General features: G+C 61.6%; 20 protein-coding genes and 1 pseudogene. 17 read left to right on the top strand and 4 right to left on the bottom strand.

All coding sequences use genetic code 11. The features are described from left to right. Window positions 1-11: 11 nt before the first annotated feature. The 12 genes and pseudogenes from ACSFA7_RS08525 (at window position 12) to ACSFA7_RS08470 (ending at window position 18,786) form a co-directional block, all read left to right on the top strand. Window positions 12-2,873: a type VI secretion system Vgr family protein gene (locus ACSFA7_RS08525; protein WP_435498994.1), complete on the top strand. Its 2,862-nt coding sequence runs from the start codon at window positions 12-14 to the stop codon at window positions 2,871-2,873. Between the two features lie 15 nt (window positions 2,874-2,888). Continuing rightward, the gene (locus tag ACSFA7_RS08520; RefSeq protein ID WP_435498993.1) at window positions 2,889-3,788 is read left to right on the top strand and encodes a DUF4123 domain-containing protein; all 900 of its coding nucleotides are present in this window, start codon (window positions 2,889-2,891) and stop codon (window positions 3,786-3,788) included. Then, the gene (locus ACSFA7_RS08515) at window positions 3,785-7,087 is read left to right on the top strand and encodes a T6SS effector BTH_I2691 family protein (RefSeq protein ID WP_435498992.1); all 3,303 of its coding nucleotides are present in this window, start codon (window positions 3,785-3,787) and stop codon (window positions 7,085-7,087) included. The genes ACSFA7_RS08520 and ACSFA7_RS08515 overlap by 4 nt, the downstream gene beginning before the upstream one ends. 20 nt (window positions 7,088-7,107) lie before the next feature. Continuing rightward, window positions 7,108-9,915 carry a type VI secretion system Vgr family protein gene (locus tag ACSFA7_RS08510; protein ID WP_435498991.1) on the top strand — a complete coding sequence of 936 codons (2,808 nt, stop codon included), beginning with the start codon at window positions 7,108-7,110 and terminating at the stop codon, window positions 9,913-9,915. Continuing rightward, entirely contained in the window at window positions 9,912-10,913 is a 1,002-nt protein-coding gene (locus tag ACSFA7_RS08505) for a hypothetical protein (RefSeq protein WP_435498990.1), read from the top strand. The genes ACSFA7_RS08510 and ACSFA7_RS08505 overlap by 4 nt, the downstream gene beginning before the upstream one ends. A 14-nt stretch (window positions 10,914-10,927) precedes the next feature. After that, window positions 10,928-12,187 carry a type VI immunity family protein gene (locus ACSFA7_RS08500; protein WP_435498989.1) on the top strand — a complete coding sequence of 420 codons (1,260 nt, stop codon included), beginning with the start codon at window positions 10,928-10,930 and terminating at the stop codon, window positions 12,185-12,187. Window positions 12,188-12,253: 66 nt separating this feature from the next. Further along, window positions 12,254-13,879 carry a DUF2345 domain-containing protein gene (locus ACSFA7_RS08495; protein WP_435498988.1) on the top strand — a complete coding sequence of 542 codons (1,626 nt, stop codon included), beginning with the start codon at window positions 12,254-12,256 and terminating at the stop codon, window positions 13,877-13,879. Beyond that, complete coding sequence (locus ACSFA7_RS08490) at window positions 13,876-15,444, top strand: hypothetical protein (RefSeq protein WP_435498987.1); 1,569 nt, start codon at window positions 13,876-13,878, stop codon at window positions 15,442-15,444. Before ACSFA7_RS08495 ends, ACSFA7_RS08490 begins: the two co-directional genes overlap by 4 nt. A gap of 8 nt (window positions 15,445-15,452) precedes the next feature. Further along, window positions 15,453-16,421 (top strand): PoNe immunity protein domain-containing protein, encoded by a 969-nt coding sequence (locus ACSFA7_RS08485; RefSeq protein ID WP_435498986.1) that lies wholly within the window; start codon window positions 15,453-15,455, stop codon window positions 16,419-16,421. 117 nt (window positions 16,422-16,538) lie between these two features. Beyond that, window positions 16,539-17,813: a type VI immunity family protein gene (locus tag ACSFA7_RS08480; RefSeq protein WP_435498985.1), complete on the top strand. Its 1,275-nt coding sequence runs from the start codon at window positions 16,539-16,541 to the stop codon at window positions 17,811-17,813. 21 nt (window positions 17,814-17,834) lie between these two features. Then, window positions 17,835-18,299, top strand: a pseudogene (locus tag ACSFA7_RS08475) (type VI secretion system Vgr family protein); the annotation flags it as partial. A gap of 22 nt (window positions 18,300-18,321) precedes the next feature. Then, window positions 18,322-18,786: a type VI immunity family protein gene (locus ACSFA7_RS08470; RefSeq protein WP_435499555.1), complete on the top strand. Its 465-nt coding sequence runs from the start codon at window positions 18,322-18,324 to the stop codon at window positions 18,784-18,786. A gap of 115 nt (window positions 18,787-18,901) precedes the next feature. On the opposite strand, the gene lipA is transcribed toward ACSFA7_RS08470, so the two are convergent. The 4 genes from lipA to ACSFA7_RS08450 are packed head-to-tail and all read right to left on the bottom strand — an operon-like array spanning window position 18,902 to window position 21,816. Continuing rightward, on the bottom strand, window positions 18,902-19,885 hold the full coding sequence (lipA, locus tag ACSFA7_RS08465; RefSeq protein WP_206175915.1) for a lipoyl synthase: 984 nt from the start codon (window positions 19,883-19,885) through the stop codon (window positions 18,902-18,904). A gap of 7 nt (window positions 19,886-19,892) precedes the next feature. Further along, a complete protein-coding gene (gene lipB / locus ACSFA7_RS08460; protein ID WP_435498984.1) occupies window positions 19,893-20,597 on the bottom strand; it encodes a lipoyl(octanoyl) transferase LipB in 705 nt (234 codons plus the stop codon). A gap of 17 nt (window positions 20,598-20,614) precedes the next feature. After that, on the bottom strand, window positions 20,615-20,926 hold the full coding sequence (locus ACSFA7_RS08455; protein WP_206175913.1) for a YbeD family protein: 312 nt from the start codon (window positions 20,924-20,926) through the stop codon (window positions 20,615-20,617). Further along, on the bottom strand, window positions 20,923-21,816 hold the full coding sequence (locus tag ACSFA7_RS08450; RefSeq protein ID WP_435498983.1) for a D-amino acid aminotransferase: 894 nt from the start codon (window positions 21,814-21,816) through the stop codon (window positions 20,923-20,925). The genes ACSFA7_RS08455 and ACSFA7_RS08450 overlap by 4 nt, the downstream gene beginning before the upstream one ends. Window positions 21,817-21,973: 157 nt before the next feature. Here ACSFA7_RS08450 and ACSFA7_RS08445 point away from each other — a divergent pair, with 157 nt between their 5' ends. The 5 genes from ACSFA7_RS08445 (at window position 21,974) to ACSFA7_RS08425 (ending at window position 24,753) form a co-directional block, all read left to right on the top strand. Next, window positions 21,974-22,459, top strand: a complete 486-nt coding sequence (locus tag ACSFA7_RS08445; RefSeq protein ID WP_435498982.1) for an ATP synthase subunit I — start codon at window positions 21,974-21,976, stop codon at window positions 22,457-22,459. A gap of 4 nt (window positions 22,460-22,463) precedes the next feature. Continuing rightward, a complete protein-coding gene (gene atpB / locus ACSFA7_RS08440; RefSeq protein WP_176662066.1) occupies window positions 22,464-23,333 on the top strand; it encodes a F0F1 ATP synthase subunit A in 870 nt (289 codons plus the stop codon). 69 nt (window positions 23,334-23,402) lie between these two features. Then, window positions 23,403-23,666: a F0F1 ATP synthase subunit C gene (gene atpE, locus ACSFA7_RS08435; protein ID WP_007830191.1), complete on the top strand. Its 264-nt coding sequence runs from the start codon at window positions 23,403-23,405 to the stop codon at window positions 23,664-23,666. 77 nt (window positions 23,667-23,743) lie between these two features. Further along, window positions 23,744-24,214, top strand: a complete 471-nt coding sequence (locus ACSFA7_RS08430; RefSeq protein WP_007830193.1) for a F0F1 ATP synthase subunit B — start codon at window positions 23,744-23,746, stop codon at window positions 24,212-24,214. 8 nt (window positions 24,215-24,222) lie between these two features. Next, the gene (locus tag ACSFA7_RS08425) at window positions 24,223-24,753 is read left to right on the top strand and encodes a F0F1 ATP synthase subunit delta (RefSeq protein ID WP_206175910.1); all 531 of its coding nucleotides are present in this window, start codon (window positions 24,223-24,225) and stop codon (window positions 24,751-24,753) included. The last annotated feature ends 4 nt before the right edge of the window (window positions 24,754-24,757 follow it).

Genomic DNA, 24,757 nt, shown 5'->3' with positions numbered 1-24,757 from the left:
GAACCAGAGACATGACGAACTTCAATTCGGCTTCGCTCGGCGCGCAAATGCGTGCGGGTACGACACAGCAGTATCGGCTGCTGGTGCTGCACACGCCCTTGGGCGAGAACAAGCTCCTGGCTGAACGCCTCGAAGGCGTGGAGTCTCTTGACGAAGGCGGCTTCCGCTTCGAACTCACAGCGTTGAGCGACGACGCCCACATCGAGCTCAAGACCCTCATGGGCCAAGGCGTGCGCCTCGATCTGCAGACTGCGCAAAGCCGTACCGAACTGCGCCCCTTCCACGGCCATGTGACCGAGGCCGAGTGCGTCTCGAGCAACGGCGGCATGGCGCGCTACCGCATCGTCATCGAACCCTGGCTCGCATTTCTGCGCCACCGCCAGGACAGTTGCCTGTTCCAGCACCAGAGCGTGTTCGACATCGTCGATGCCGTGTTCGCGCGCTACCAAAGCCAAGGCAAGCTCGCCGTGCAATGGCGCTGGGAGATCGCCCAGCGCGACATCTATCCCGTGCGCGGCATCACCACGCAGTACCACGAGAGCGACTTCGACTTCGTCGCGCGCCTCCTGGCCGAAGAGGGCCTGTGCTACTGGTTCGAACACGCGACCGGCAAGGACGGCAACCTGGGCAGCCACACCCTGGTCATCGCCGACCACAACGGCGCCTTCCGCGCCAATGCGCAAGCCACCATCCGCTTTCACCGCGCCGATGCGAGCGAGCGCGAAGACACCATCCAGCAATGGCGAGGCAGCCGCCAGCTGCAGACCAACAGCCTCGCGCAGCAAAGCTGGGACTACAAGAGTGTGAGCGCCAGACCTGTGCAGCAGCAAAGCCGGAGCTCGGGCCAACGCACCCTGCAGTGGAGCGACGACCCTGGTGCCTACGGCTGGGAGACCTCGGCCCAAGGCGAACGGCTGTTGTCCAACGCCTTGCAAGCCTTGGAGCTGCGCAACAAGCGCTTCGAAGGCCAGAGCGCCGTGCGCACCCTCGCACCCGCCACCACTTTCACCCTGACCGGCCACGAGCAGCACGACAAGGACAGCGAAGAGGACCGCCGCTTCGCAGTACTCGCCGTGCGCCACATCGCGCGCAACAACTTCGACGAAGACCTCAAAGTCGGCGTGAGTGAACGCCTGGGCCTGCCGGACATCGCCACCGTGTTCGATGCCGGCAACAGTGACGACGGCCAAGACAGCGGCAATGCCGCGGCCAAGCCCGACACCGTCACCCACTACCGCAACGACTTCACCACCGTGCGTGCGGCCATCCCCTACCGTCCCCTGAGCCTGGACGGCCACGGCCAGCGCATCCACCCCAAACCCAGCGTGCACGGCAGCCAGAGCGCCATCGTGATCGGCGCGGGCGGTGATGCACCAATCCACACCGACCGCGACCACCGCGTCAAGGTGCAGTTCCACTGGCAGCGCGGCAGCGGCTCCAGCGCAAGACAGCTTCGCCCCGACGGCCAGGACAACGCCCCCGCCTCTGACCGCCTGGGCGCCTGGGTGCGCGTGGCCGCCAGCGCGGCCGGCGACAACTGGGGCCAGGTCACCCTGCCGCGCGTGGGGCAGGAGGTGCTGGTGGAGTTCCATCATGGCGACATCGACCGCCCGGTCGTCGTCGCCGCGCTCTACAACGGCGCCGGCCAGACCGACGCGCAGCACAACGAGAAGTCCGCAGGTGCGGCCCAATCCACCGGCAACGCCCCGGCCTGGTTCGCCGGCGAAGGGAAGGACGCCAAGGAACACGCACACAACGCCGTCTTCTCCGGCATCAAGACCCAGGAGCTGAGCGCCAGTCAGAGCGGCGATGGGGGCTACAACCAGCTGGTCTTCGACGACACGCCCGGGCAGGGCAGCACGAGCCTGGCGACCACACAGGCCAGCAGCCGGCTGCATCTGGGGCATCACAAGCAGCAGGACGACAACGCGCGCGGCAAAGCGCGCGGGCATGGCGCCGAACTCGCCACGACTGCGCAGGGTGCCATCCGTGCTGGCGCAGGCTTGCTCGTGAGCGCCCATGCCCAACAGAACGCCAAGGGCGCCTTCATGGCCAGCCGCGAGGCACAACAGCAAACGAAACAGGCCGAAGAACTGGCCACCTCGCTGGCCAAGAGTGCGCAGACGCAGAAGGCGCAGATCAAGGGTGAGGGTGCACCCGAACAACTCCCTGCCATTGAGGCGCTGAAGCATGTGGCTGAAGTGCTGGGGGCGACACAGGAGGGAAGTGCGGCGCAATCAGGCAGTGCAAACGGCGGCAACAGTGACAGCATCAAGACCACCGAAGGCGGCCAGGGCAGCGTCACCGCGTACAGCGAGCCGCACCTGCAGTTCAGCGCGCCGATGGGAATTGGCTTCGTGACGCCGAAGGAGGCGATTGCGGTGAGTGGCAAGAACACCACCATCGTCGCGAACCAGGACATCGACCTGCCCGCGCAGGGGCAGATCGCGGTGAGCGTGGCCAAGGGGGTGAGCCTGTACACGCTCGGCACCAAGGTGGGCGAAGGCACAGAGCCCAATCAGGAGCGCGGCATTGCGCTGCACGCAGCCAGCGGCAGCGTGACGCTGCAGAGCCAGAAGGGCGCGACGAAGATCGCGGCGGACAAGAAGGTGACGATCGCCAGCACGACGAAGAACGTGGATGTCGAGGCGCCCAAACACGTGCTGCTGACCAGTGCAGGCGCGTACATCAAGCTGGAAGGCTCGAGCATCAAGATCCATGCACCGGGGAAGGTGACGTTCAGGGGGATGCACAACTTCGTCGGGCCGCAGGCAACACAGGCGAGCAACGCCGTTCCCGCTGCCGACTACAAGGGTTGCCCCTTCAAGGCCCAGACGGCCGCGGCTGCGCAAGCTGGCGCGATCGCCTTGTAGCCGGAGGAACGGGACGTGAATGACAACATCCTCGAGCACACCTCGATATCGCTCCTAGAACAGCTTCGCGGAGTGAGATCGGGCGTGCCCTGGGTGTTGGTCGACCCGACCTTTTGCCCCTTGGGTCGGGAGGAGACAGTCGATCGCTGGATCGCCTTGGCGCAGGACAGAGTCCAGCCCGCCATTCCCGGGTACGAAATGCATAGCGGCAACTGCCCCTTGTGGCTGGCCTGCGATCTGGAGGCCAGTGACGGCCGGGCGTTGATTGCGGAAACGCTGGAATACGCGCTGGCTGAAATGCGTCCCGAGGCCCTTGCGTTGGGCCGCGGCCGCAGAGTGTGCGGCTGGATCGTGGCGCGCGACGGCGCGGCGATCGCCCAGAACACGGCACGCCTGCTGGTCCAGCGACGTCCCGACGGAAGCAGCGCGCTGGTTCGCCTCTACGACCCCGCCGTGCTGTGGGGGTTGTGGTCGAGCCTGAGACCGGCGCAGCGCCGTGCCTGGACGCGCTCTTGCGAGGCTTGGTGGCTGCTCAGGCCGGATGGGCAGTTGATGGCGATCCATGCATGCATGACGGCGCCCTCCCGCGCCCTGGACGATGTGCGCGACCAAGACGCACTGGCGAGCCCCAGGTGGGCTTCGTTGCTGCTGACGCCGCACCAGTGGGAAGAAATCGATGCCGTGACCCCGTTCAACCTTGCCTTGCGGGAGTGGCAGGCCGGTCTGCGGGGCAAACCGCCGGGCAGCATGCGCACGGACACTTTCCCGCCCCTGGAGACATTGCGGGACAAGGCGCTGGATGCCCTACGGCACGCCCGACGCAACGCCGAACTGGACATCGACCGGCAAATAGCAATAGCGCTCTCCCAATTTCCGCAAGAAAAATGGGCGGCCGAGCAAATGGAGAAGAAATGACGGGCACCTGTTCTCAATGCACAGCCACCGGGCTTGCCATCCTGCCGGTACGTATGGCGGTTTTGCCCAGGAAATTTATTGTCGACAAGGATGTCGGAGAAAAAAACAGAAACGTCTGGGAGGATTTGCCCGGCGTATTGAAAATGCCAGATTGGGCGCATTGCAAATGGACAGGAAGAAATCTGGGAGGCAACGCGCAGGCGGGATTGCGAGCCATGCGGTCCGGTTATCTTTATGTCTACTACCCGACAGCGCGCAAGACGGTATATGGGGTGATCGCGAAGTGGGAGGTTTATACCGTCAACGAATCCGGCTCTTTTTCCCTCACTGCGGCGGCAGCTCCCAAGCCCTCCCTCACTATTCGGGAAGAACAGTCGGCACCCTGCAAAAGATGCGGTCCACAATCAGGAAAAACGTTGGGCCACATCACCATCGTGGACCCCGAGGATTGTCACACTGCCTATATCGCTTTCAGCGAGCACGCCTGGAGCCGGAACACACGGCTGCACATGGAAAAGGAGCCTGCCACGAGAATGATGCATATACAGCCGGCAGACATGCTCAAGAAGAAGGGCGCAGGCGAGCAAGGCCAAGGATGGGTGAATGCCGACATCACGAAAATTCAAAGCGTATTGGAGTATTGCCCCGACGTTAATGAGCATATCGTAAAAAACTTCTACGAGAGGCAAAAAATCGCGGAAGAAATGATAGATCAGGATGAGCCTGGAACGCTTCTTCACGAGTTGTCGCCTTGGTCACGGCGAGCCATATCGACCGATCCTAAATTGTGCGGCCTGCATAATCCGGATATTTTGAGGTCATGGGGCTCCATTTATAAGTCATTGTTTCGCTGGGCAGACAATGAGCCCGATACCAAGGGTTATACGTTTGGTAATGAATTTCATATCTACGCCAATAATTCCCTGGAGACGCGGCGTAGTCAGAAAAATGATTGGGATGTCCGAATCGTTCAAAATTATCTTGATCCCATGAAGCTGCGCAGTGGCGACGCTCATCCAGGGGTATTGCTGGCGCTGGACGATCCGCTGGGCGTTGCTTTGGAATTAAACGGGATTCTCGGAAAGAATCTGATGGATCTCGTGCAGTACGAAACCCAGCGAAAAGCCGAAATTGAAGCCGCCAATGCAATTCATGCATTTCCGATTGCCTGGGCGCACAAGCAAAGCAGCCGGCAATTGACAAAAGACGAGTACGATGAGCGCAGGCCAGCCGCCGGTTTTACCAAGGAAGAAATTCCGGTGCCCGCGGAGTACGGCTACAACGGGAAAACCGGCGACAAATACGTCATCAGCGAAGCGCGCACCGATTACCGGATCATTCAGTCGCCCGAAGACGCGTGGGCTGAGGCGAAATCAGGTGGGCCGCTCGGCAAAAAAATATTCAATGTAGAAGAAGAAGGCGAATACCGGGCGCGCGTCATCAGGAAAAGCGCCGAGCCCATGTCCGAACGCGAATATGAAGAGAGAAAGTCGTTCCTGGCGCCGGAAGCGCAGGTCGATATTGAAGAAGAGCCGATCATCGGAAGCCCGGGGGACCTGTCGGGCGGATCTCAGACGATATCCAGGTACACCGTCCGTCAATCCGATGAAGCCGCATTGAAGGAAGCCGAAAGCCCAGGCCCTCTGATGCAGAAGGTCCTGCGCGACACTCAATGGGCTTGGTCCGATTTTCACGATGCTACGGACTATTACCAGAACGTCGACTGGGAAAGATTTAATTATTTCAACGCCAGCTACAAGAATTTTCTCAAGGACCATGCTGAAGTTGTAAAAGACCGATGCGACGCTTTGGCCGACTGGCTTCAATATGACGGACTTTTTCTCATATTCGACGATTACGATTCGACCTCCAAGGATGAATGCTTGCAGTTGGCAACGGTCATGAACGATCTGCTGGACGGAATCGATTCATCAGACGGCGGGATGAGCCTTTATTCTCAATGGGCGGAATTGAAGATCCAGGGAAAGAAAAATCTTCTCGTCCGAACATTGTGTCATTGCCGTGCGGACAAGGAAGAAGACGTGATGGCGGTTCTCAGGGCGGCCTATGCGCTGAGGGATAAGGAATTTGTCAAATTGGATCAGATCGATCCAATGGCAAAGAACGTGAAGGCTGTGCCAAATATCTATCGGGCACAGCTTGGCGTGCAGGTTCACGAAGCATTGGCTGGAAAAGGGAAAGGCATACAAACGCCCAAGGGCGTGCAAATCCACCAGCAGCTTCCAAAAATGAACGCGACAATTTTTGCCGCCATGGAGACGATGGGGGGAGGTGGCTCCCGGGAAATAACGCCGCAAACCCGGTGGTACGGACGGGATTACACGTTGTTTAAGTGGATTGGAATCAACAAGAGAATGGATCGCCTTGGCGCGAACATCATCTATTTTTTTCTGCTGGATGGAACGGCGGACGATGCAGCAGTCAGGGCGGAGGTTGGCAAGAATGTCCAATCCGAACTGCACGCCAAGGCCGAGGAAGTCATAAAAAATACCAGGACGAATCCGGCGGTGACTCCCACGCAGGCGGAGACCTGGAAAAAGTTAGGAAAAGAGCCGGCAGACAAAGGACTGGTCAGACAAAAAGAATTGACGAGTCGCGGCGCATTTCTGGCCATTACCGTCGGACTGGTGGAGTTTGGAAGATTGCTCTATCTGCTCGATTACGCGCGAACAAAGAAATATGACAACTGGATTTTGACAAGGCAGTTGCTTGGCTGCTCTTCTGTCGTGGCTCAATGCTCTTTTGATCTTGCCGCGCAGGTCGAGCGCGCAAGGCAATTGAATGCCGGCGCCGAATTGCCTTTCAAAACGCCCGCGTATTGCAGGTTCAAATTCTTCTCCGGCCTGTGCGGTGGCATTTCTTCGGGGCTTGCTGTCTATGACGATCTGTTGGCCGTTGGCCGTGAAAGATTGAGTGGTTTTCGAAAAGGCCTTCTCTGTACCAAAGCGGTGCTCGATTTTTCGCAAGCGATTGCGAGCATCTATGTGGCAACCACCTACAGCGTACGGGCGGCTGGCGCGATGGAAGTCTGTCTTGGACTAGCCTCGTTTGGTGCGGGTCGCATTTTCGGAATGATCATCGGTCCATGGGGAATTCTCCTGACCGTCATCGTCGAAATCATCATTTGGCGAACAGCTGACGATGAAATAGAAAAATGGGTGCAGCAAAGTGCATTTTCCAACGGGAAGCATCGAAAAATTTCTTGGTTGAATGAGCCGGAATTGCAGATGGAGGCACTTGGCCAAGCGATGAATTCGACCGGAATGAATCCGAATTGAACTGAATATCTGGATAAATCATGTTTGACAAAGCCCTGGATGTTCCTTTGCTGTCGGCGGGCAACCTCAACGTCGCTGCGCTCTCGCAACGAGCCCGGTTGGCCGTATTGCGGTGGCCGACGACCGCCGGTTTTTCCGAGAACGCGGCGGTCGTCGAACGCTTCACCGCCACCGAAGGCATCAACGAACTCTTCGCCTTCACCATCGACACCCTCGCCACATCGAGCGAGTTCGATCCCTTCGCACTGATCGGCGAGGAGCTGAGCCTGCGTCTCCTGCTGGCCAACGGCAGCTTCCGCACCTGGCACGGCTACCTCACGGCCGTCGACGCGTTGGGCGGCGACGGCGGCCTTGCGCGCTACCGGCTGCACCTGCAGCCCTGGCTCGCCGCGCTGGGCCTTCGCCGCGACAGCTTTGTGTACGCCGCCAAGAGCGTGCAGGACATCGTGAGCGAAGTGTTCGCCGACCACACGACCGCCAGCTTCACCTTCGAAGTCACGCAAGAGCTGCCCGTGCGGCCGACCTGCGTGCAGTACCGCGAATCGGACCTCGCCTTCGTGATGCGCCTGCTCACGGAGGAAGGCTTGAGTTTTCGCTTCGAGCACGAGCAGACCAAAGATGGCGGGAGCGGCACCAACAACAGCAACAACACGACGCCCTCGCACCATCGCCTGGTGATCTTCGATCGCGAGGCAAAAACGCCCGATTGCGCATTGCCCGAGATCCGCTTCCACCGCGTCGACGCCACCGAACAGCAGGACGCCATCACCGCATGGAGCAGCAAGCGCCAGCTTGTCAGCAACGCCGTCACGGTGAACGCGTGGGACGCCAGCGTGCTGCAGGCGCCCACCGGCTCGACGCAGAGCGCGCTGGCCATGGGCGACGTGCCCGTGCTGGAGCACTACGACGGCGCGGGCTCCCAGCGCTACGCCAACAACGCAGCGGCCGAGCGGCGTGCCGAGAACCAGCTGGTGGCGTTCGAGTCGCGCATCAAGCGCTACAGCGCGGGGGGCAGCGTGCGTCAGCTGGGCGCCGGCGAGCGCTTCACGCTCACGCAGCACGACCGCTACGAGGGCCAGAAATTCGTCACGCTGCGCGTGCGCCACGAGGCCGCCAACAACCTCGGCGCGCAGGCCGCGCAGGTGCTCGAGGCCGGCGAGCTCGAGAAGGGCAGCTACCGCAACAGCTTCGAGGCCCAGCCGGCCGAAGCGCAGATCGCGCCGATCTGGCGGCCCAAGCCCACGGCGCCCGAGGCGATGGTCGCGCTCGTGGTCGGCGCCGATGACGACGAGGCGCCGACTGCCGTTCACACGCAGCGCGATCACCGCGTGCAGGTGCGCTTTCATTGGCAGGCGCAGCGGGCAGCGCAGCAGCAGTCAGGCCAGAGCGGGCAAGGCAGTCTTGTCGCGGCGGGCCGGCATGCGAGCAACCGCCAGTCGGTGTGGCTGCGCGTGGCCGCACCGGTGGCCGGGCCGAACTGGGGCGCGCACCATCTGCCGCGCGTCGGCTCGGAGGTGCTGGTGTCGTTCATCGAAGGCGACATCGACCGGCCGGTGGTGAGCCAGCAGCTCTACAACGGACAGGACCTGCCGCCTTGGTCCGCCGGTACCGATTCGTCGGCCAACCACGCGGGCGTGCTCTCGGGCTGGCACAGCCGTGCGCTCGATGGCAGCGGCTACAACCAGTGGATCGCGGACGATGCGCCCGGACAGGTGCGCACGCGGCTTGCCAGCTCGCACGCGGCGAGCCAGTTGAACCTGGGGCATCTCAATGCGCAGTCGCCCGACGAGAGCAATCGCGGGGCCTGGCGCGGCAGCGGCGCCGAACTGCGCTCCGATGCGTGGGTCGTCACGCGTGCGGGCGAAGGGCTGCTGATCTCGACGCTTGCGCAGGAGCGAGCCGCGGGCAGCGTGCAGGACACCGCGAGCGTCCGCGGCCAGCTCGCCGGCGCGCTGCGCGAGGCGCAGAACCTGTCGGACGCAGCCAGTGGCGCGAAGGCACTGGCATTGAATGCGACGGCGTTGCTGCAACCGCTCATCGACGACATCGATCCGCAGAAGAACGGGCACTACCCGGGCAGCGTCAACGGGCAGGACGCGAAGGAGCCCAAGGGCGGCGAGGGAGCTGATTCACGTCAGGGGCAAGACCCGGTGCCTGCCTTCGCACGGCCGCTCATGGTGCTGGACGCGAACATGAGCCTGAACATGGCCACGCCTGCGAGCGCCACTGTGTATGCGGGCGAGGCGATTCACTGGACCGCGCAGGAGCAGGCGCACATGGCGGCGGGCAAGACGGTGAGTTTTGCGGCGGGCAAGTCGGTGGGGCTCTACAGCCACGAAGGCGGCATCCAGGTCATCGCGCAGGAGGGGCCGGTGAGCGTGCAGGCGCATACCGACGAACTCGAATGGCTCGCGAAGGAGGGCTTCACGGTCACGAGCAGCAACGACGAGATCCACGTGCTGGCCAAGCAGAAGATCACGCTCAAGGGCGGGCAGACGAGCATCGAGCTGGATGGGGCGAACATCACGTTGAAGATGCCGGGGCTCTTGGATGTGAAGGGGACGAGCAAGAGTTTCGTGGGGCCGAAGGGTGCGCCTGCCGCACTGCCTGCGCTGCCCACAGGAAAAATCTACAGCGAGGGGTTCAAGTTGATCGAAAGCGCAACGGGCAAGGCTGCGGCGAACGTGCGCTACTGGATCACTCTCGCTTCGGGCGAAACCATTGAAGGTTGGACGGATGAAGAAGGGCGTACGGGCAATGTGGTGACCCAGACGCCTGAGCAGATCCGGCTGGAAGTCGAACAAGATGGATTGGATATCCAGGCATGAACGATCAAAGAACTTATCCCGTGCTCGACTTGAACGGAGAACGCCGTGTGGTTGGCCAAGGCATGACCACGGATGCGCCGACTGGGCTTCCCGCCTTTCAGGATCCCGTGAAGGAGTTCATGTGCGTAGTGATGTGCGCTTGCAGGAAGATCTATCAAGACGACGGGGAAGTTCCGGAGACGCTAACCGATGGAGAGACGGCAAGCCCTGAAGCCGTGGTCGCAGTAACAGAGACGCCTGAGGAGGCAGTTGCTGAGACTCGCCGGATGCAGCAGAACTGTGTGTCCGGCCTTTTCCAGACATTGGATGCAGCCATTGACTACAAGAGTTGGGTCAAGGCGGAGGTCTACTACGACATGCAAGGTTACAAAGCGCGATTCCGAGCCATAGGGGACAGAACCCCCGCATGGCCGCAACCGCTGATGTCGCGGAACAATGTGACCAAGGCCCTAAGTTGGCATTGGGGAGTAATCAGTCATGTGGGGCGCCGTAAAAACGCTCAGCTTTCGAGTCCGGTCTTCGTTCGTGGTGGCAGATCATTGCGCCGACCAGATGTTGTTCTGGTGCGAAATCCCGCGATGCCCCCAGAAAGCTTCAATATCGCCAAGATTTACGAACTTAAATTTGACGAGCCCCGCGATGAAAGGCAGGAGGAAGCATACAGAGACATCGTTCAAGGTGATTTCAGTCGGGTCGAAACCATCGAGGTCAAAGACTGCCGCTGCGAAAAAAGGAAGGAAAGAATTCGTCAGATGACCCATGCAGAATTGATGGCTTGGGCAGCCGCTGTGAGTGCGGCGTTGGCTGCAAACGACAAGAACCAGAGAGGTGGGGGCATGTCGCCAGGAACGGTCTCAAATGGGTTGGCCATCGTCGGCGCCCTTGCAGTAGGTGCACTGGTGGTTGCCGCTCTGCCTGAAGCAGCCGTTGCAGCCGTGGGAATTTTTATGTTGCGTATGCTGACAGTAGGCGGAGCTGCGATTGCCGCAAATCGCTGAACAATCCTGATGCTATGACGAACGACACCTACCAAGACCGCCTCGGTCGACTCGAGCCCTATAAAAGTCTCTGGCGTGACGACAAAAAGTTTATCGAGCACAAAGCAGGTCTCTATGCGACCTTCTACTTCAAGCATACGAATCCAGAGCGTGAGTCCACGAAGGCGGCACGCGAGGCTCTGATCGAGTGCTGGCGCGATTACTGGAGCGTCGTTGGTATAGAAAATTTGCGATGGATTTACGGCTTCAAGAACGGAACCGTTTCGAGCCATCGCGTGCCCACAAGCAAAGTGCCAACCATCGAGCAATATTTAAGGGATCCGGAAAACGAGGACACCTATCAGTACTACGCTAGCGGTGGGGATCATGCCTATGACGCCAGCGATTATTTGTTCCACACTGCCGCAAGCTATGTCGATCCGGCATTCGCTTTCAGCTTTGCCAGATTGAGACTTCAAGCGCCCCTCGCCTTCCTCACCAATGGCGACTTGCCAAAGTTTGTTGCGTTGATCAAACGATGCGCTCAAAGACTGCAAGTCGACCAAGCTTATGGCGGACTCGGCTTTCTCCGCACCTACAACGAGGAAAGTACGACCTGCAGGGCCGAAGCTCAGCTTGCGAAGTTGTTCAGTGGAGTTGACGTTGATATACCGCATCGAATCGCATCCCAGCTTGGTAACTCGCGGGAGGGGCTTCTCGGTATCTCTGGTGCCCATTGGCTCAATTTTCTCAATGATGACTGGGTGGTCCGATTGGGAGGCGTAGAGCACTTGCGTTCCGAACTGGCGCCGGAAACCTTTACGGTAGAGCCGTATTCGGGGGGGCTGTTCATCCAGGTAGGTCCGCATCCAGAGCCTGGGCACAAAGATGACGGATTGCCTCCGCGCTATGTGTGGCTGAACCGGGTTCTCAAGCCCGTACGCGTGGCCAAAATGCAGTATCACATCGGCAGCACGCCTGGCCAGCTTGCCCTGCCCGAGGATGCCGGAACTTACTTCACGCGTTTCGATGATGCATCGGACGCGCTGGGCGACCGATTGGACATAGCGAAGCGCGAAGACTCGGCAGCGCACGCAACGATTCGCGGAGTGGATGCACAAGGGCGCATCGAAGGAGGCATGCCGTGTCCGCGAACCGGCTGGTGGGTTACCCCTGCAAAGACAAAGTCGCGCCGCTACTTCAAGATTGGCGAATTGATGCCCGTGATCGAGGACAGTGACTACGGCTCAACATTCTGGCAATGGGATGTGGATCAGTCCGCTCCGAAGCTTTGAAATTCCGGGCAGCGCCACGGCCAGCGCAACCTTGGTCGCGCTCGTGGTCGGCGCAGATGCCGACGAATGCTGACCGCCGTTCACGCGCAACGCGATCACCGCGTGCAGGTGCATTTCCATTGGCGGGCGCAACGTGCGGCAACGCAACAGCAGTCAGCGCAGAGCGGGCAGGGCAGCCTTGTCGCGGCCGGCCGGCATGCGAGCAACCGCCAGTCGGTGTGGCTGCGCGTGGCCGCCCCGGTGGCCGGGCCGAACTGGGGCGCGCACCACCTGCCGCGCGTCGGCTCGGAGGTGCTGGTGTCGTTCATCGAAGGCGACATCGACCGGCCGGTGGTGAGCCAGCAGATCTACAACGGACAGGACCTGCCGCCGTGGTCCGCGGGCGCCGATTCGTCGGCCAACCATGCGGGCGTGCTCTCGGGCTGGCACAGCCGCGCGCTCGATGGCAGCGGCTACAACCAGTGGATCGCGGACGATGCGCCCGGCCAGGTGCGCACGCGGCTTGCGAGTTCGCATGCGGCGAGCCAGCTGAATCTGGGGCACCTCAATGCGCAGTCGCCCGACGAGAGCAATCGCGGTGCGTGGCGCGGTACCGGTGCCGAGCTGCGCTCCGATGCGTGGGTGGTCACGCGCGCGGGTGAAGGTCTGCTGATTTCGACGCTGGGTCAGGAGCGGGCGGCGGGCAGCGTGCAGGACACCGCGAGCGTGCGCGGGCAACTGGCTGGTGCGTTGCGTGAATCACAGAACCTGTCGGATGCGGCCGGTGGCGCCAAGGCATTGGCGCTGAAGGCGACGGCGCTGTTGCAACCGCTCATCGACGACATCGATCCGGAGAAGAACGGGCACTACCCCGGCAGCGTCAACGGGCAGGATGCGCGGGAGCCGAAGGGCGGCGAAGGTGCGGATTCACGTCAAGGCCAGGACCCGGTGCCCGCTTTCGCGCGGCCGCTCATGGTGCTCGATGCGAATATGAGCTTGAACATGGCCACGCCTGCGAGCGCGACGGTGTTTGCGGGCGAGGCGATCCATTGGACCGCGCAGGAGCAGGCGCACATGGCGGCGGGCAAGACGGTGAGTTTTGCGGCCGGCAAATCCGTGGGGCTCTACAGCCATGAAGGCGGCATTCAGGTCATCGCGCAGGAGGGGCTGGTGAGCGTGCAGGCGCACACCGATGAACTCGAATGGCTGGCCAAGGAAGGCTTCACGGTCACGAGCAGCAACGACGAGATCCACGTGCTGGCCAAGGAGAAGATCACGCTCAAGGGCGGGCAGACGAGCATCGAGCTGGATGGGGCGAACATCACGTTGAAGATGCCGGGGCTCTTGGATGTGAAGGGGACGAGCAAGAGTTTCGTGGGGCCGAAGGGGAGCCCGGCGGAGTTGCCGCACCTGCCCACAGGGGCGATCAACGAGCCGCAGCACTTCATCGAGCTGAATCACCACTACGACGATCTGGAGCCCGTCAAAGGGGCTGCGTACAAGCTCATCTTCGACAACGGCGCCGTCATCCGCGGAAAGCTCGACGACAACGGCTTCGCGCGCCACGACGGCGTGCCACCGGGTTCGGCGAAAGTCGTCTGGGGCGAAGACGAGCGCAAGTGGGACAGTGAATCGAAGCGGCCGAATGACCGCTTCGGGGCGGCCACCGATGCCGATGCGGCCATTGCGCTGGTGAAGGGATTAATGTCGTGATTCCACGCACCATTCCCATCCAGCAGGTCAAGCCGAACCTGTCGGATGCCGTTCGCATGGCGGTAGGGGAAATCGAGCGTTTTCTCGGGCTCTTCTATCCCGCGGAGGCCATTCGGCAAACGGATGCGGCCAGGGCTGTCGCGGGGCAGTGGCTCTCGCGGGTCAAGGGCTTTCACAACGACGATGACTTTCTGCATCTGACGCGGGACTTCCTGAGCTACGTGCTGAGCGGCGGCGAGCGCTCGCAGGTCGCCGATCAATTGGGCTGGTACTTCGGCGGTTTCATGCCTAGCTACGGCGCAGCCTGCACATTGATGCAGATGGCCGCTCAAGGGCAACCCTGGAGCGAGTTGCAGGCCTTCATGCACAGTCAGAGCTATGGCGATGCGCGCCATTATGTGGAGTCCTTCGACTGGGGTGGCGCCAAGACGAAGGCGCAAAGCGAGATAAAGGCCTGGGCGGACATCCTGCAGGCGCAGGACAAGGCGTTGCAGGAAACCGCTTGGGGCGAGCCGGTGCTGCTGGCGCAGGCTAACCCGATGCCTGCGCCGCCAGGCGGGCCAGTCACCGACGTGCCGGCCAATGATCCGCGCATGCCGCGGCCGAAACCCAATCTGCGGTTGGTGCCGCCGCCCCTGCCGCCGGCCGGTGCGCAGGCGGCAGAAAAGAGTTTGCTGCGTTACCTGTTGCGCTACCCCTGGCTTATCGTGCTGGTCCCGTTGATGATCCCCGGTGATACACCCAGACGCCCACCAGTCCCGGCGCCCGCAGTACCCCCGGCCGATCCCCAAGGCGACGCCAGGCCCCCACTCGCCCCGCAAGATGCGCCCACGCAAATCGTGGTGCCGCTGGATGAGTCCAAGCCACTGGCCGACACCGACACAACCAACAACCGCTGCAGGGCGCAGAAGGAAGAGAACCAGAAGAACGGCGCTGAGTGCGAGAACGACGGCTACGTGCTGATGGAGCAGGCGCTGCTTTACAAGCGCTTGGTCGATCCACCCAAAGGGCGCGGGCTCGATGGACTATTCGAGAAGCACGAACCCCGCGACCAGCCCAACCCGATGCCCACACAGGTGACGCAGCCCAAGCCGGGCAAGTTAGTTTTTATCCCGCCAGATGCCAAGCCGCCACAGACGCGCTACGACTTTGCGGGCGAGCCGCCGCAAAGCACCTATCCGAAGTTCGTGGTGTTCGAGGCCAAGAACATTGCCAAGGGGTTCGATGAAAAGGACATCGAGGGGATCAAGGATGAGACGAAGAATCGGCTGAAGAATACTTGTGATGGGCAGCAGTTGGGAGTGAAGTGGACGGAGAAACGTATTCCGCAGGCGTTAGAGCGGCACTATCCGAGAGCGGGAAATAGTGCATTTCGAAATACGAAGGAAAAGGAGATCACGAATGCGGGCTATGCCCGATGGATCTTCGTGTGCCTCTCGGGGCCTGTAGGCAGTAACACCAAGCTTTACGTCCTGATCGACGTAGTGGCCTCAGGCATGGACCTGGAGAGCATGACGCCGAAGCCGCGCAAGGGATCGACTACGCCTGAGGGCAACACGTACTAGGAAACGATATGGCATTCAAAGATGTGCGACGGCAGAGATTTCTTGACGAGGCTCACGCCAAGGACCGAGAAGAGGACTTGCAAGACAGGATCAGTGACTTTCGAACCGAGATCTCAAATACTGCTTTGCGAGAGGGCGCGCGGGGGAGCTATGCGTGGAAAGTTGCAAGTGAAACCCTTGAACTCCTCGTCCTCCGCTACACCGCCGGCAGTCCCATCGAGAACCTGTCGCGCGAGCTTCCTTCCGTCGTCGAAGCCTTCGACCGATACATCCCTTTCGACAATCCGCGTCCCAGCGAAGCTCGCACCCTCACCATCACGCAGATCGAGGCCTACGTCTATGTCATGTGGCTGCTGGCCCTGTGCAAGCTGCTGGGCCATGCCGATCTGGTGCCCAAAGTTCTGAGTTGGCTGGACATTGCCCGTGAATTCAGCAGAGGCCGCGATGGCCTGTTCGAGTCGGTAGTCGAGCGCTTGGGCCAGCCTAGGGAGGCCACTGAGCGCGTGTTGTTGCACCCAGTGCCCTACAAACCACTGGCCAAGGCCACCGTTGCTGTCCCGGAGGACCGCCCCGCCTTGGTCAAGGAATTTTTGGACGGTTGGTACAAGGGACTGAAGGAGTGCTACTGGCACGGCACCCACACGGACCAAATTGGCTATTTTGGCTACTGGGCCTTCGAGGCTGCGCTTGTGACGGTGCTATGGGACATTGATGACAGTAGCTACCGAGACCATCTGGTCTACCCGAAGGACCTTGTGGATTGGGCTCGCGGGCATCGAATGGAGCCTTTGCCATCAGGTCCAAGTCGCACGCCGGGAGGGGAGGCGTGCCCGCAGGCAGGTTGGTGGTTCACGCCCGCACTTAAGGGAAGTCGGCGCTATTTCACACAAGGCGAGGTAATGCCGAACATCGAAGGCAGCGACTATGGCTCGACGTTCTGGCAATGGGACATCGATCAGTCTGTACCCAAGCTCTGAGATTCAAATTCGAGATGGCTCAATAGGAGAGAAAGGGCGACGCGGACGCATCTTCCGGCCAACGAGCCTGCCCCCGGCCTTCGCGCGGCCGTCGCAGCCCCTTGAGGAGACTCAAACATGCCAACCGAAACCTACTTGAAACGACTTGAGCGCGTCGAGCCTTATGCGGAACTGTGGCGCGACGACAAGAAGTTCGTGGAGCATCGCATCGGGCTGTATGCAACGCTGTACTTCGAACACACACATCCAATGGTGACCTCGAACGAGGCTGTCCGTCGCGCCTTGATCGAATGCTGGCATGACTACTGGAAGGTGGTCGGTATCAAGAACTGGCGATGGGTGTATGACCTCATGGGGCCAGGGTCGTCAGTTCCTTCCTATCGAGTGCCGACCGAAAAGGTGCCGCCGATTGATGAAATTTTGAATGTCCCGGCCCATTTCGCAAGCTATCAGTACTACGGCAGCGGCGGAGTGCACGACGACGATGCGAGCGAGTACCTCTTTGACTTGGCAGCTTTCCCTGTCTATAGCGCCCCCGAACTTCCGACCCAATTTGCCTATCTCCGCCTTCAGGCCCCAAGAGAATTCATTGCTAACGGTCGACTGACCGACTTCGTCGCCTTGATCAAACGCTGCGCCTCTCGTCTGAAACCCAATCAGGCTTACGGAGGCCTCGGCTTCCTGAGAACCTACAACGAGGAAAGCACAACGCGTCGGACCGAGGCGCAGATGTCTAAGATTTTTAGCGGAGTAGACATCGACGTGCCGAGCGCGCAGCTCAATGGGTTGTATTCGTTCTACGATCAAAAACCCAAGGGCATTACCGGCGCCCACTGGCTCAACTTCCTGAGCACCGATTGGATTGAAAAGCTTGGTGGACTGGAACACCTGCGCGATCAACTCCCGGCCGACTCTTTCACGGTCGAACCATACGATGGCGGCATCTTTATTCAGGCCGGGCCCTACCCCGAACCCGGCCACAAGAACGATGGCCTGCCGCCCCGCTATGTCTGGCTGAATCGAGTGCTCAAGCCGATCCGCGTTGCCGACATTAGCTATCACCGAGGCAACACGCCGGGCGAGCTCGCTTCGCAGGAGGACGTCTTGCCGTATCTCACGCGTTTCGACGTAGCTTCGGATGCGCTGGGACGCCAGCTTGAAGTCGATGAAAGCAACACCCCATCTGCTGCATCGGTGGCGCAATCGCCAGCGAGCCCGGATCGTGTCGAAGGTGGGGGCCTGTGTTCCAAATCGGGCTGGTGGATTACACCCGCCAAGGTCGCCAGTCGCCGCTACTTCAAAGCTGGCGAAGTCATGCCTGTCATTGAAGGCAGTCAGTACGGCGCCACTTTTTGGCAATGGGACATCGATCAGTCTTCGGCCAAGGTCTGAAGCTTTAAGGCAAATTGGTTTGTGGCGTTCGCGGGGCGGCGCTTCGGGCCATCGATTCATGACAAATCGCGCGTCGGCTCGGAGGTGCTGGTGTCGTTCATCGAAGGCGACATCGACCGGCCGGTGGTGAGCCAGCAGCTCTACAACGGACAGGACCTGCCGCCGTGGTCGGCGGGCGCCGACTCGTCGGCCAACCATGCGGGCGTGCTCTCGGGCTGGCACAGCCGCGCGCTCGACGGCAGCGGCTACAACCAGTGGATCGCGGACGATGCGCCCGGCCAGGTGCGCACGCGGCTTGCGAGCTCGCATGCGGCGAGCCAGCTGACCCTGGGGCACCTCAATGCGCAGTCGCCCGATGAGAGCAACCGCGGTGCGTGGCGCGGCACCGGTGCCGAGCTGCGCTCGGATGCGTGGGTGGTCACGCGCGCGGGAGAAGGCCTGCTGATTTCGACGCTGGCGCAGGAGCGGGCGGCGGGCAGCGTGCAGGACACCGCGAGCGTGCGCGGCCATCCAGCTTGGTCACCTGTACTCGTCAGACGAACAGAAGGTCAGAGGCATCACCGGCGCCCACTGGCTCAATTTTCTGAACGACGATTGGGGCGAAAGGCTTGGCGGGTTGGAGCGCTTGCGCGATCAACTCCCGGCCGACTCATCCACTGTCGAACCCTACAACGGCGGCGTATCCATTCACGTGGGGCAGTATCCAGAGCCCGGTCACATGGACGATCGCCTGCCACCTCGTTATGTTTGGTTGAACCGCGTACTCAAGTCGATCCGCGTGCCCCGACTGGGCTACCACATTGGCAACACGCCCGGTGAGCTCGCGCTACCAGAAGACGCGATGCCCTACTTCACGCGTTTCGATGCTGCCTCCGAGGCACTGGGTCTGCAACTGCAGAGCGATGAGGGCGACGACCCATCTGCTCCGAAGGATCTGGCAGATTGGGCACGCGCGAATCGAACGAGCGTGTGACCTGATGCAGGCTCCGCTATCGGGCGTCTGTCTGAATGCCCTGCGGCCGCATCAAGCCACAGGCCGAGCTATCGGCGCGCTTGATCGAGTCGCGCCAGCGGCGGACGATGCCGCCTCACACCCCAGCCGCGTGCGCCTGCTGATCCGCGTGATAACTCGACCGCACCATCGCCCCCACAGCCGCATGGCTGAAGCCCATCTTGTAGGCCTCTTCCTCGAACATCTTGAAGGTGTCCGGGTGCACATAGCGCCGCACCGGCAGGTGCGAGCCCGACGGTGACAAGTACTGGCCGATGGTCAGCATGTCGATGTCGTGGGCGCGCATGTCGCGCATCACCTGCAGGATCTCTTCGTCGGTTTCGCCGAGGCCCACCATGATGCCGCTCTTGGTCGGCACGTTCGGGTGGAGTGCCTTGAACTTCTTCAGGAGGTTCAGGCTGAACTGGTAGTCGCTGCCGGGGCGCGCTTCTTTATAGAGGCGCGGCGCGGTTTCCAGGTTGTGGTTCATCACGTCCGGCGGCGCGGCCTTCAGGATCTCCAGGGCGCGGTCGTCGCGGCCGCGGAAGTCGGGCACGAGGATCTCGATCTGCGTCATCGGCGAGAGCTCGCGGATGTTCTGGATGCAATCGACGAAATGCTGGCTGCCGCCGTCGCGCAGGTCGTCGCGATCGACGCTCGTGATCACCACGTACTTCAGGCGCAGCTTGGCGATGGTCTTGGCGAGGTTGAGGGGCTCGTCCTTGTCCAGCGGGTCGGGGCGGCCGTGGCCCACGTCGCAGAACGGGCAGCGGCGAGTGCACTTGTCGCCCATGATCATGAAGGTGGCCGTGCCGTTGCCGAAGCATTCGCCGATGTTCGGGCACGAGGCTTCTTCGCAGACGGTGTGCAGGTTGCTCTCGCGCAGGATTTGCTTGATCTCGTAGAAGCGCGTGGTGGGGCTGCCGGCCTTCACGCGAATCCATTCGGGCTTCTTGAGCACTTCGCCGGTCTGCACCACCTTGACGGGGATGCGCGAGAGCTTGGCCGCGGCCTTCTGCTTGGCCAGGGGGTTGTAGGTTTCGGCGCTTTGCGCGTCGCGGACGACTTCGGTGGTGCTCATTGGTATGTCAAGGCGCCAGGAAAGTGCAGAGCTTCTGGCTCAGCACCGTGGCGGCTTCTTCCCATGTGGTTTGGATGCCGATTGTAGAAAGGTCGACCGTTTGCAGCCCCGCGTAGCCGCAAGGGTTGATGCGCGAGAAGGGTTCGAGGTCCATGTCGACGTTGAGCGCCACGCCGTGATAGGTGGCGTGGCGACTCACCTTGATGCCCAGCGCGGCGATCTTGCCGAGGCCGCGGAACGGGTCGCCGGCGGGCAGCGGGCCGGTCAGCGCCGCATGCGAGAACGGGTCGTCCAGCCGCACGTAGATGCCCGGCGCGCCCGGCACGCGGTGGCCGGTCACGCCGAAATGCGCGAGCGTGCGCAGCACCGATTCCTCGATGCGGTAGACGTATTCCTTGACGAAGTAGCCGGCGCGGCGCAGGTCGATCAGCGGATAGGCCACCACCTGGCCCGGGCCGTGGAAGGTGACCTGGCCGCCGCGGTCGGTCTGCACCACGGGGATGTCACCGGGATTCAGGATGTGGTCCTGCTTGCCGGCAACACCTTGCGTGAACACGGGGGCGTGCTCGCAGATCCACAGCGTGTCTGCCGTCTCGGCCGAGCGTTCCAGCGTGAACTGCTTCATCGCCGCGAAGGTGCTGGCGTAGTCGACGCGGCGCAGCCATTGCGGGGCGATGGCGGTGTTCGCCGAGAGTTCTGCGACCGTCGTCATCCGGGGCTCAGTTCAAATCAAAGAACGACCTTGACCGACGGATGCCCCGAGAGCGCGCGATAGAGATCGTCGAGCTGCTCGCGGCTGGTGGCGGTGACGGTGATCGTCACGCCGAGGTAATTGCCCGCCTTGCTGTCGCGCAGCTCGACTGTGGTGGCGTCGAAGGTCGGGTCGAATTGCTCGGCGATCTGCGTGATCGCGTGCACCAGGCCATCGGTCTTGGCGCCCATGACCTTGATCGGAAACTGCGAGGGGTACTCGATCAGCGATTCCTTGCGCGGATCGGGAATGGGCGTGGTGACTGCGTCGTCGGTGGTGTTCTCGGTCATGCAGTGGCTCCTTGCTTTTCAGCGTTGCGTTGCTTGGCCTGTTGGTAGGCGGCATACAAGCTCTTGTAGATGGGGCCGGGATGGCCGTTGCCAATGGTCTTGCCGTCGAGCGTGACGACAGGCAGCACTTCCTTGCTGGCCGAGGAAAGGATGAGCTCGTCGGCACCGAACACTTCGTCGCGCGACACGCGGCGCAGTGCGAAGGGAATGCCGCCTTCCTGGCAAAGGCGCTCAAGCAGGCCATAGCGGATGCCTGTGAGCACGAGGTTGTCCTTGGGCGGGCCGATGAGCACGCCGTCCTTCACGATCCACACGTTGCTCGACGAGGCTTCGCTGAGCGAGTCGCCGCGGAACATGACGGTCTCGGCCGCGCCAGCCTCGACGCTGATCTGCCGGGAGAGCACGGCGCCCAGGAGGCTGGTGCTCTTGATGTGGGCTTTCTGCCAGCGGAAGTCGTCTGCGGTGACGCAGGCCACACCCTTGGCGCGCACCGCGTCGGAGACGGGCGGGAGTGGATTCACCATCACGAAGACGGTGGGCTTGAGGCCCTTGACCATGGCGTGGTCGCGCGGCGCGACGCCGCGGGTGACCTGGAAGTAGACGGCTTGCGGTGCGTTGCCGCCTGGCGCGATCAGGCGCATCAGGATCTCGCGCCACTGGGCGAGGGAGAGCGGATTGACAATCTGCAGCTCGGCCAGCGATCGATCGAGCCGCGCCATGTGCTCCTCGAAGCAGAAGGGCTGGCCGTGGTACGCGGGAACGAATTCGTAGATGCCATCGCCGAAAATGAAGCCGCGATCCAGGACGCTGATCTTCGCGTCGCGCAGGGCGGTGTACTCGCCATCGAGGTAGCAGAGCGTGGCGGGCAGGGCGTCGGTGATAGGGTGCATGAAGGAATTATGGTTGCGTGCGCCGAGTCGGGTTCACGTCAGGTCTTGTGGCCATCGATTCGCAATCGTGACGCGGATGTGGCGGGAGTGGCTGGGTTTTTACTTATAATCAATGGCTTTGTAGAAATTCTGGGTCGTCATCCGGGCTTCATTCGAAATGAAAACAATCGCCCGACAGGACTCGGAGGTCACTGAAGACCTCGACGCAGAATTCAAGCCGTTGACCGCCGATGAGGCGCGTGAACTGCGAGCAAAGAACCCTTCGGTCTCCCCTTGGCGGGTGGTCGCGGGTCAGTTGGTTGTCGGTCTGGTGGTGGCTTTGGCCATCTGGGGACTGACGGGGAGGCAAAATCTGGGTTGGTCCGCCGCTTACGGCGCGATCGCAGTGGTCATTCCGGCGGCGGTGTTCGCACGCGGGTTGACCGGCAGGTTCTCTTCCCTGAATCCGGGCACTGCGGTGTTTGGGTTCTTCCTCTGGGAAATGGTCAAGATGGCCTTGTCCGTGGCGATGCTGATCGCCGCGCCAAGGCTGATAACGGCGCTGAGCTGGCCTGCAATGCTGGTCGGCTTGGTGGTGACAATGAAGGCGGCCTGGTTGGCGGTGATGTTCTCGCCCCGGCGCCGGCAACAACGAGACGAGTAACGGAATGGCTGCTGAAAACGCTGCGGAACATGGTCAGACCGCTGGTGAATACATCGTTCACCACTTGACGCATCTGCAAAGCTCCAAGCCTGCAGGTGTGGCCGATCTTTCGGTCTTCAACTTCGATTCGCTGTTTTTCTCCATCTCCCTGGGCATCCTGGGTTGCTGGTTGCTCTGGCTGGCTGCACGCAAGGCCACGTCGGGCGTTCCGGGCCGCTTCCAGGCCGCCGTCGAGCTCCTGGTCGAAATGGTCGACCAGCAAGCCAAGGGCATCGTGCACAACGCCACGAGCCGCAAGTTTGTCGCTCCATTGGCACTCACCATCTTCGTCTGGATCTTCCTGCTGAACGCAATGGACCTGTTCCCGGTCGATTTGTTCCCGGCCATCTGGGCCAAGATCTTCGGCATCGCCGGCGCCGATCCGCACCACGCCTACCTGCGCGTCGTGCCCACGGCCGACCTCTCGGTGACGATGGGCATGTCGGTGGCGGTGCTGCTGATCTGCATCTACTACAACATCAAGATCAAGGGCGCTGGCGGCTGGATCCACGAGCTGTTCACCGCACCCTTCGGCAATCACTGGGCGCTGTACCCCTTCAACTTCGCCATGCAGATGATCGAATTCATCGCAAAGACCGTCTCGCACGGCATGCGGTTGTTCGGCAACATGTACGCTGGCGAACTGATCTTCCTGCTGATCGCCCTGATGGGTGGTGCCTGGTCGCTGTCGGCCACCGGCATCGGTCTGGCGATCGGCCACATCATCGCGGGCACGGCCTGGGCCATCTTCCACATCCTGATCATCACGTTGCAAGCCTTCGTGTTCATGATGCTGACGCTGGTCTACATCGGCCAGGCCCACGATCACCACTGATCGCGCTGATCACCCGGTTTCGTTTCTGTTTTTCGTTTTCTCTTCAACCAAAGTCCTCTAGGAGTCATCATGGAAGTTATTAGCTTTGTTGCACTGGCCGCCGGCCTGATCATCGGTCTGGGCGCTGTGGGCGCATGTATCGGCATCGGCATCATGGGCAGCAAGTACCTCGAGTCGGCCGCACGTCAGCCTGAACTCATGGGCGAACTCCAAACCAAGATGTTCCTGCTGGCCGGTCTGATCGACGCTGCTTTCATTATCGGCACCGGTATCGCCCTGTGGTTCGCAACGGCCAACCCGTTCCTGGCGCAAATCGCCAACCTGCCGAAGTAAGTCTTTCTCGTCGGACCCGTGTCGTCGTTCCCCTCTGTGGAATGGCTTCGCATTCAATCCCAAAGAGAGGGTGAAAAGTGAGCATTACCGGTACCCTGATCGTTCAGATGATCGTGTTCCTGATCCTGGTCGGGTTCACGATGAAGTTCGTGTGGCCGCCGATCGCGAAGGCGCTGGACGACCGCGCTGCGAAGATCGCCGAAGGCCTCGCTGCCGCCGACAAGGCCAAGTCCGAGCTGTCCGCCGCCAACAAGCGCGTGGAAGCCGAACTCGGCCAGGCACGCAATGAGTCCGCACAACGTCTTGCTGATGCCGAACGTCGCGCCCAGGCCATCGTTGAAGAGGCCAAGGCCCGTGCGACCGAAGAAGGCAACAAGATCGTTGCTGCTGCCCGCGTCGAAGCCGACCAGCAGGCACTGAAGGCCCGTGAAGCCCTGCGCGAGCAGGTTGCCGCACTGGCCGTCAAGGGCGCAGAGCAGATTCTGCGCAAGGAAGTGAATGCAGGCGTCCACGCCGATTTGCTCGCCCGTCTGCAGACCGAACTCTGATAGAAGCCATGGCAGAACTCGCCACCATTGCACGTCCCTACGCCGAGGCGCTTTTCAAGGCCTCGTCGTCCGACGTTGCCGCAACCAGCGCCTGGCTCGAAAAGGTTGCCGCCATCGCGGCCAACCCCGAGCTCCAGCAATTCGCCGACAACCCCAAGGCCACGGCCGAGCAGGTTCTCGGTGTGGTCGCCGGTGCCTTCGGTGCGCCGTTGGCCGCTCACGCCCAGAACTTCCTGGGCGCGCTCCTGGAGAACGGGCGTTTTTCGGTGCTGCCGGAAATTGCGAAGCAGTTCCGGGCACTGGCCAACGTGAAGAGCGGTTCGTCCGACGCCGTGGTCTACAGCGCCTTCCCGATCGATGCCGCGGCTCTGGCCAACGTGTCGGCTGCGCTCGAAAAGCGTTTCGGCCGCAAGCTGCAGGTCACGGTCCAGCAGGATCCGGAACTGATCGGCGGCATTCGTGTGGTGGTCGGCGACGAGGTGCTCGACACCTCCGTCAAAGCGCGCCTTGAACAAATGAAAGTTGCGCTGGCGGCCTGACGGT

Source organism: Variovorax trehalosi (assembly GCF_051216415.1).
Classification (GTDB): domain Bacteria; phylum Pseudomonadota; class Gammaproteobacteria; order Burkholderiales; family Burkholderiaceae_C; genus Variovorax.
This window is presented reverse-complemented; position numbering and strand designations above follow the sequence as displayed.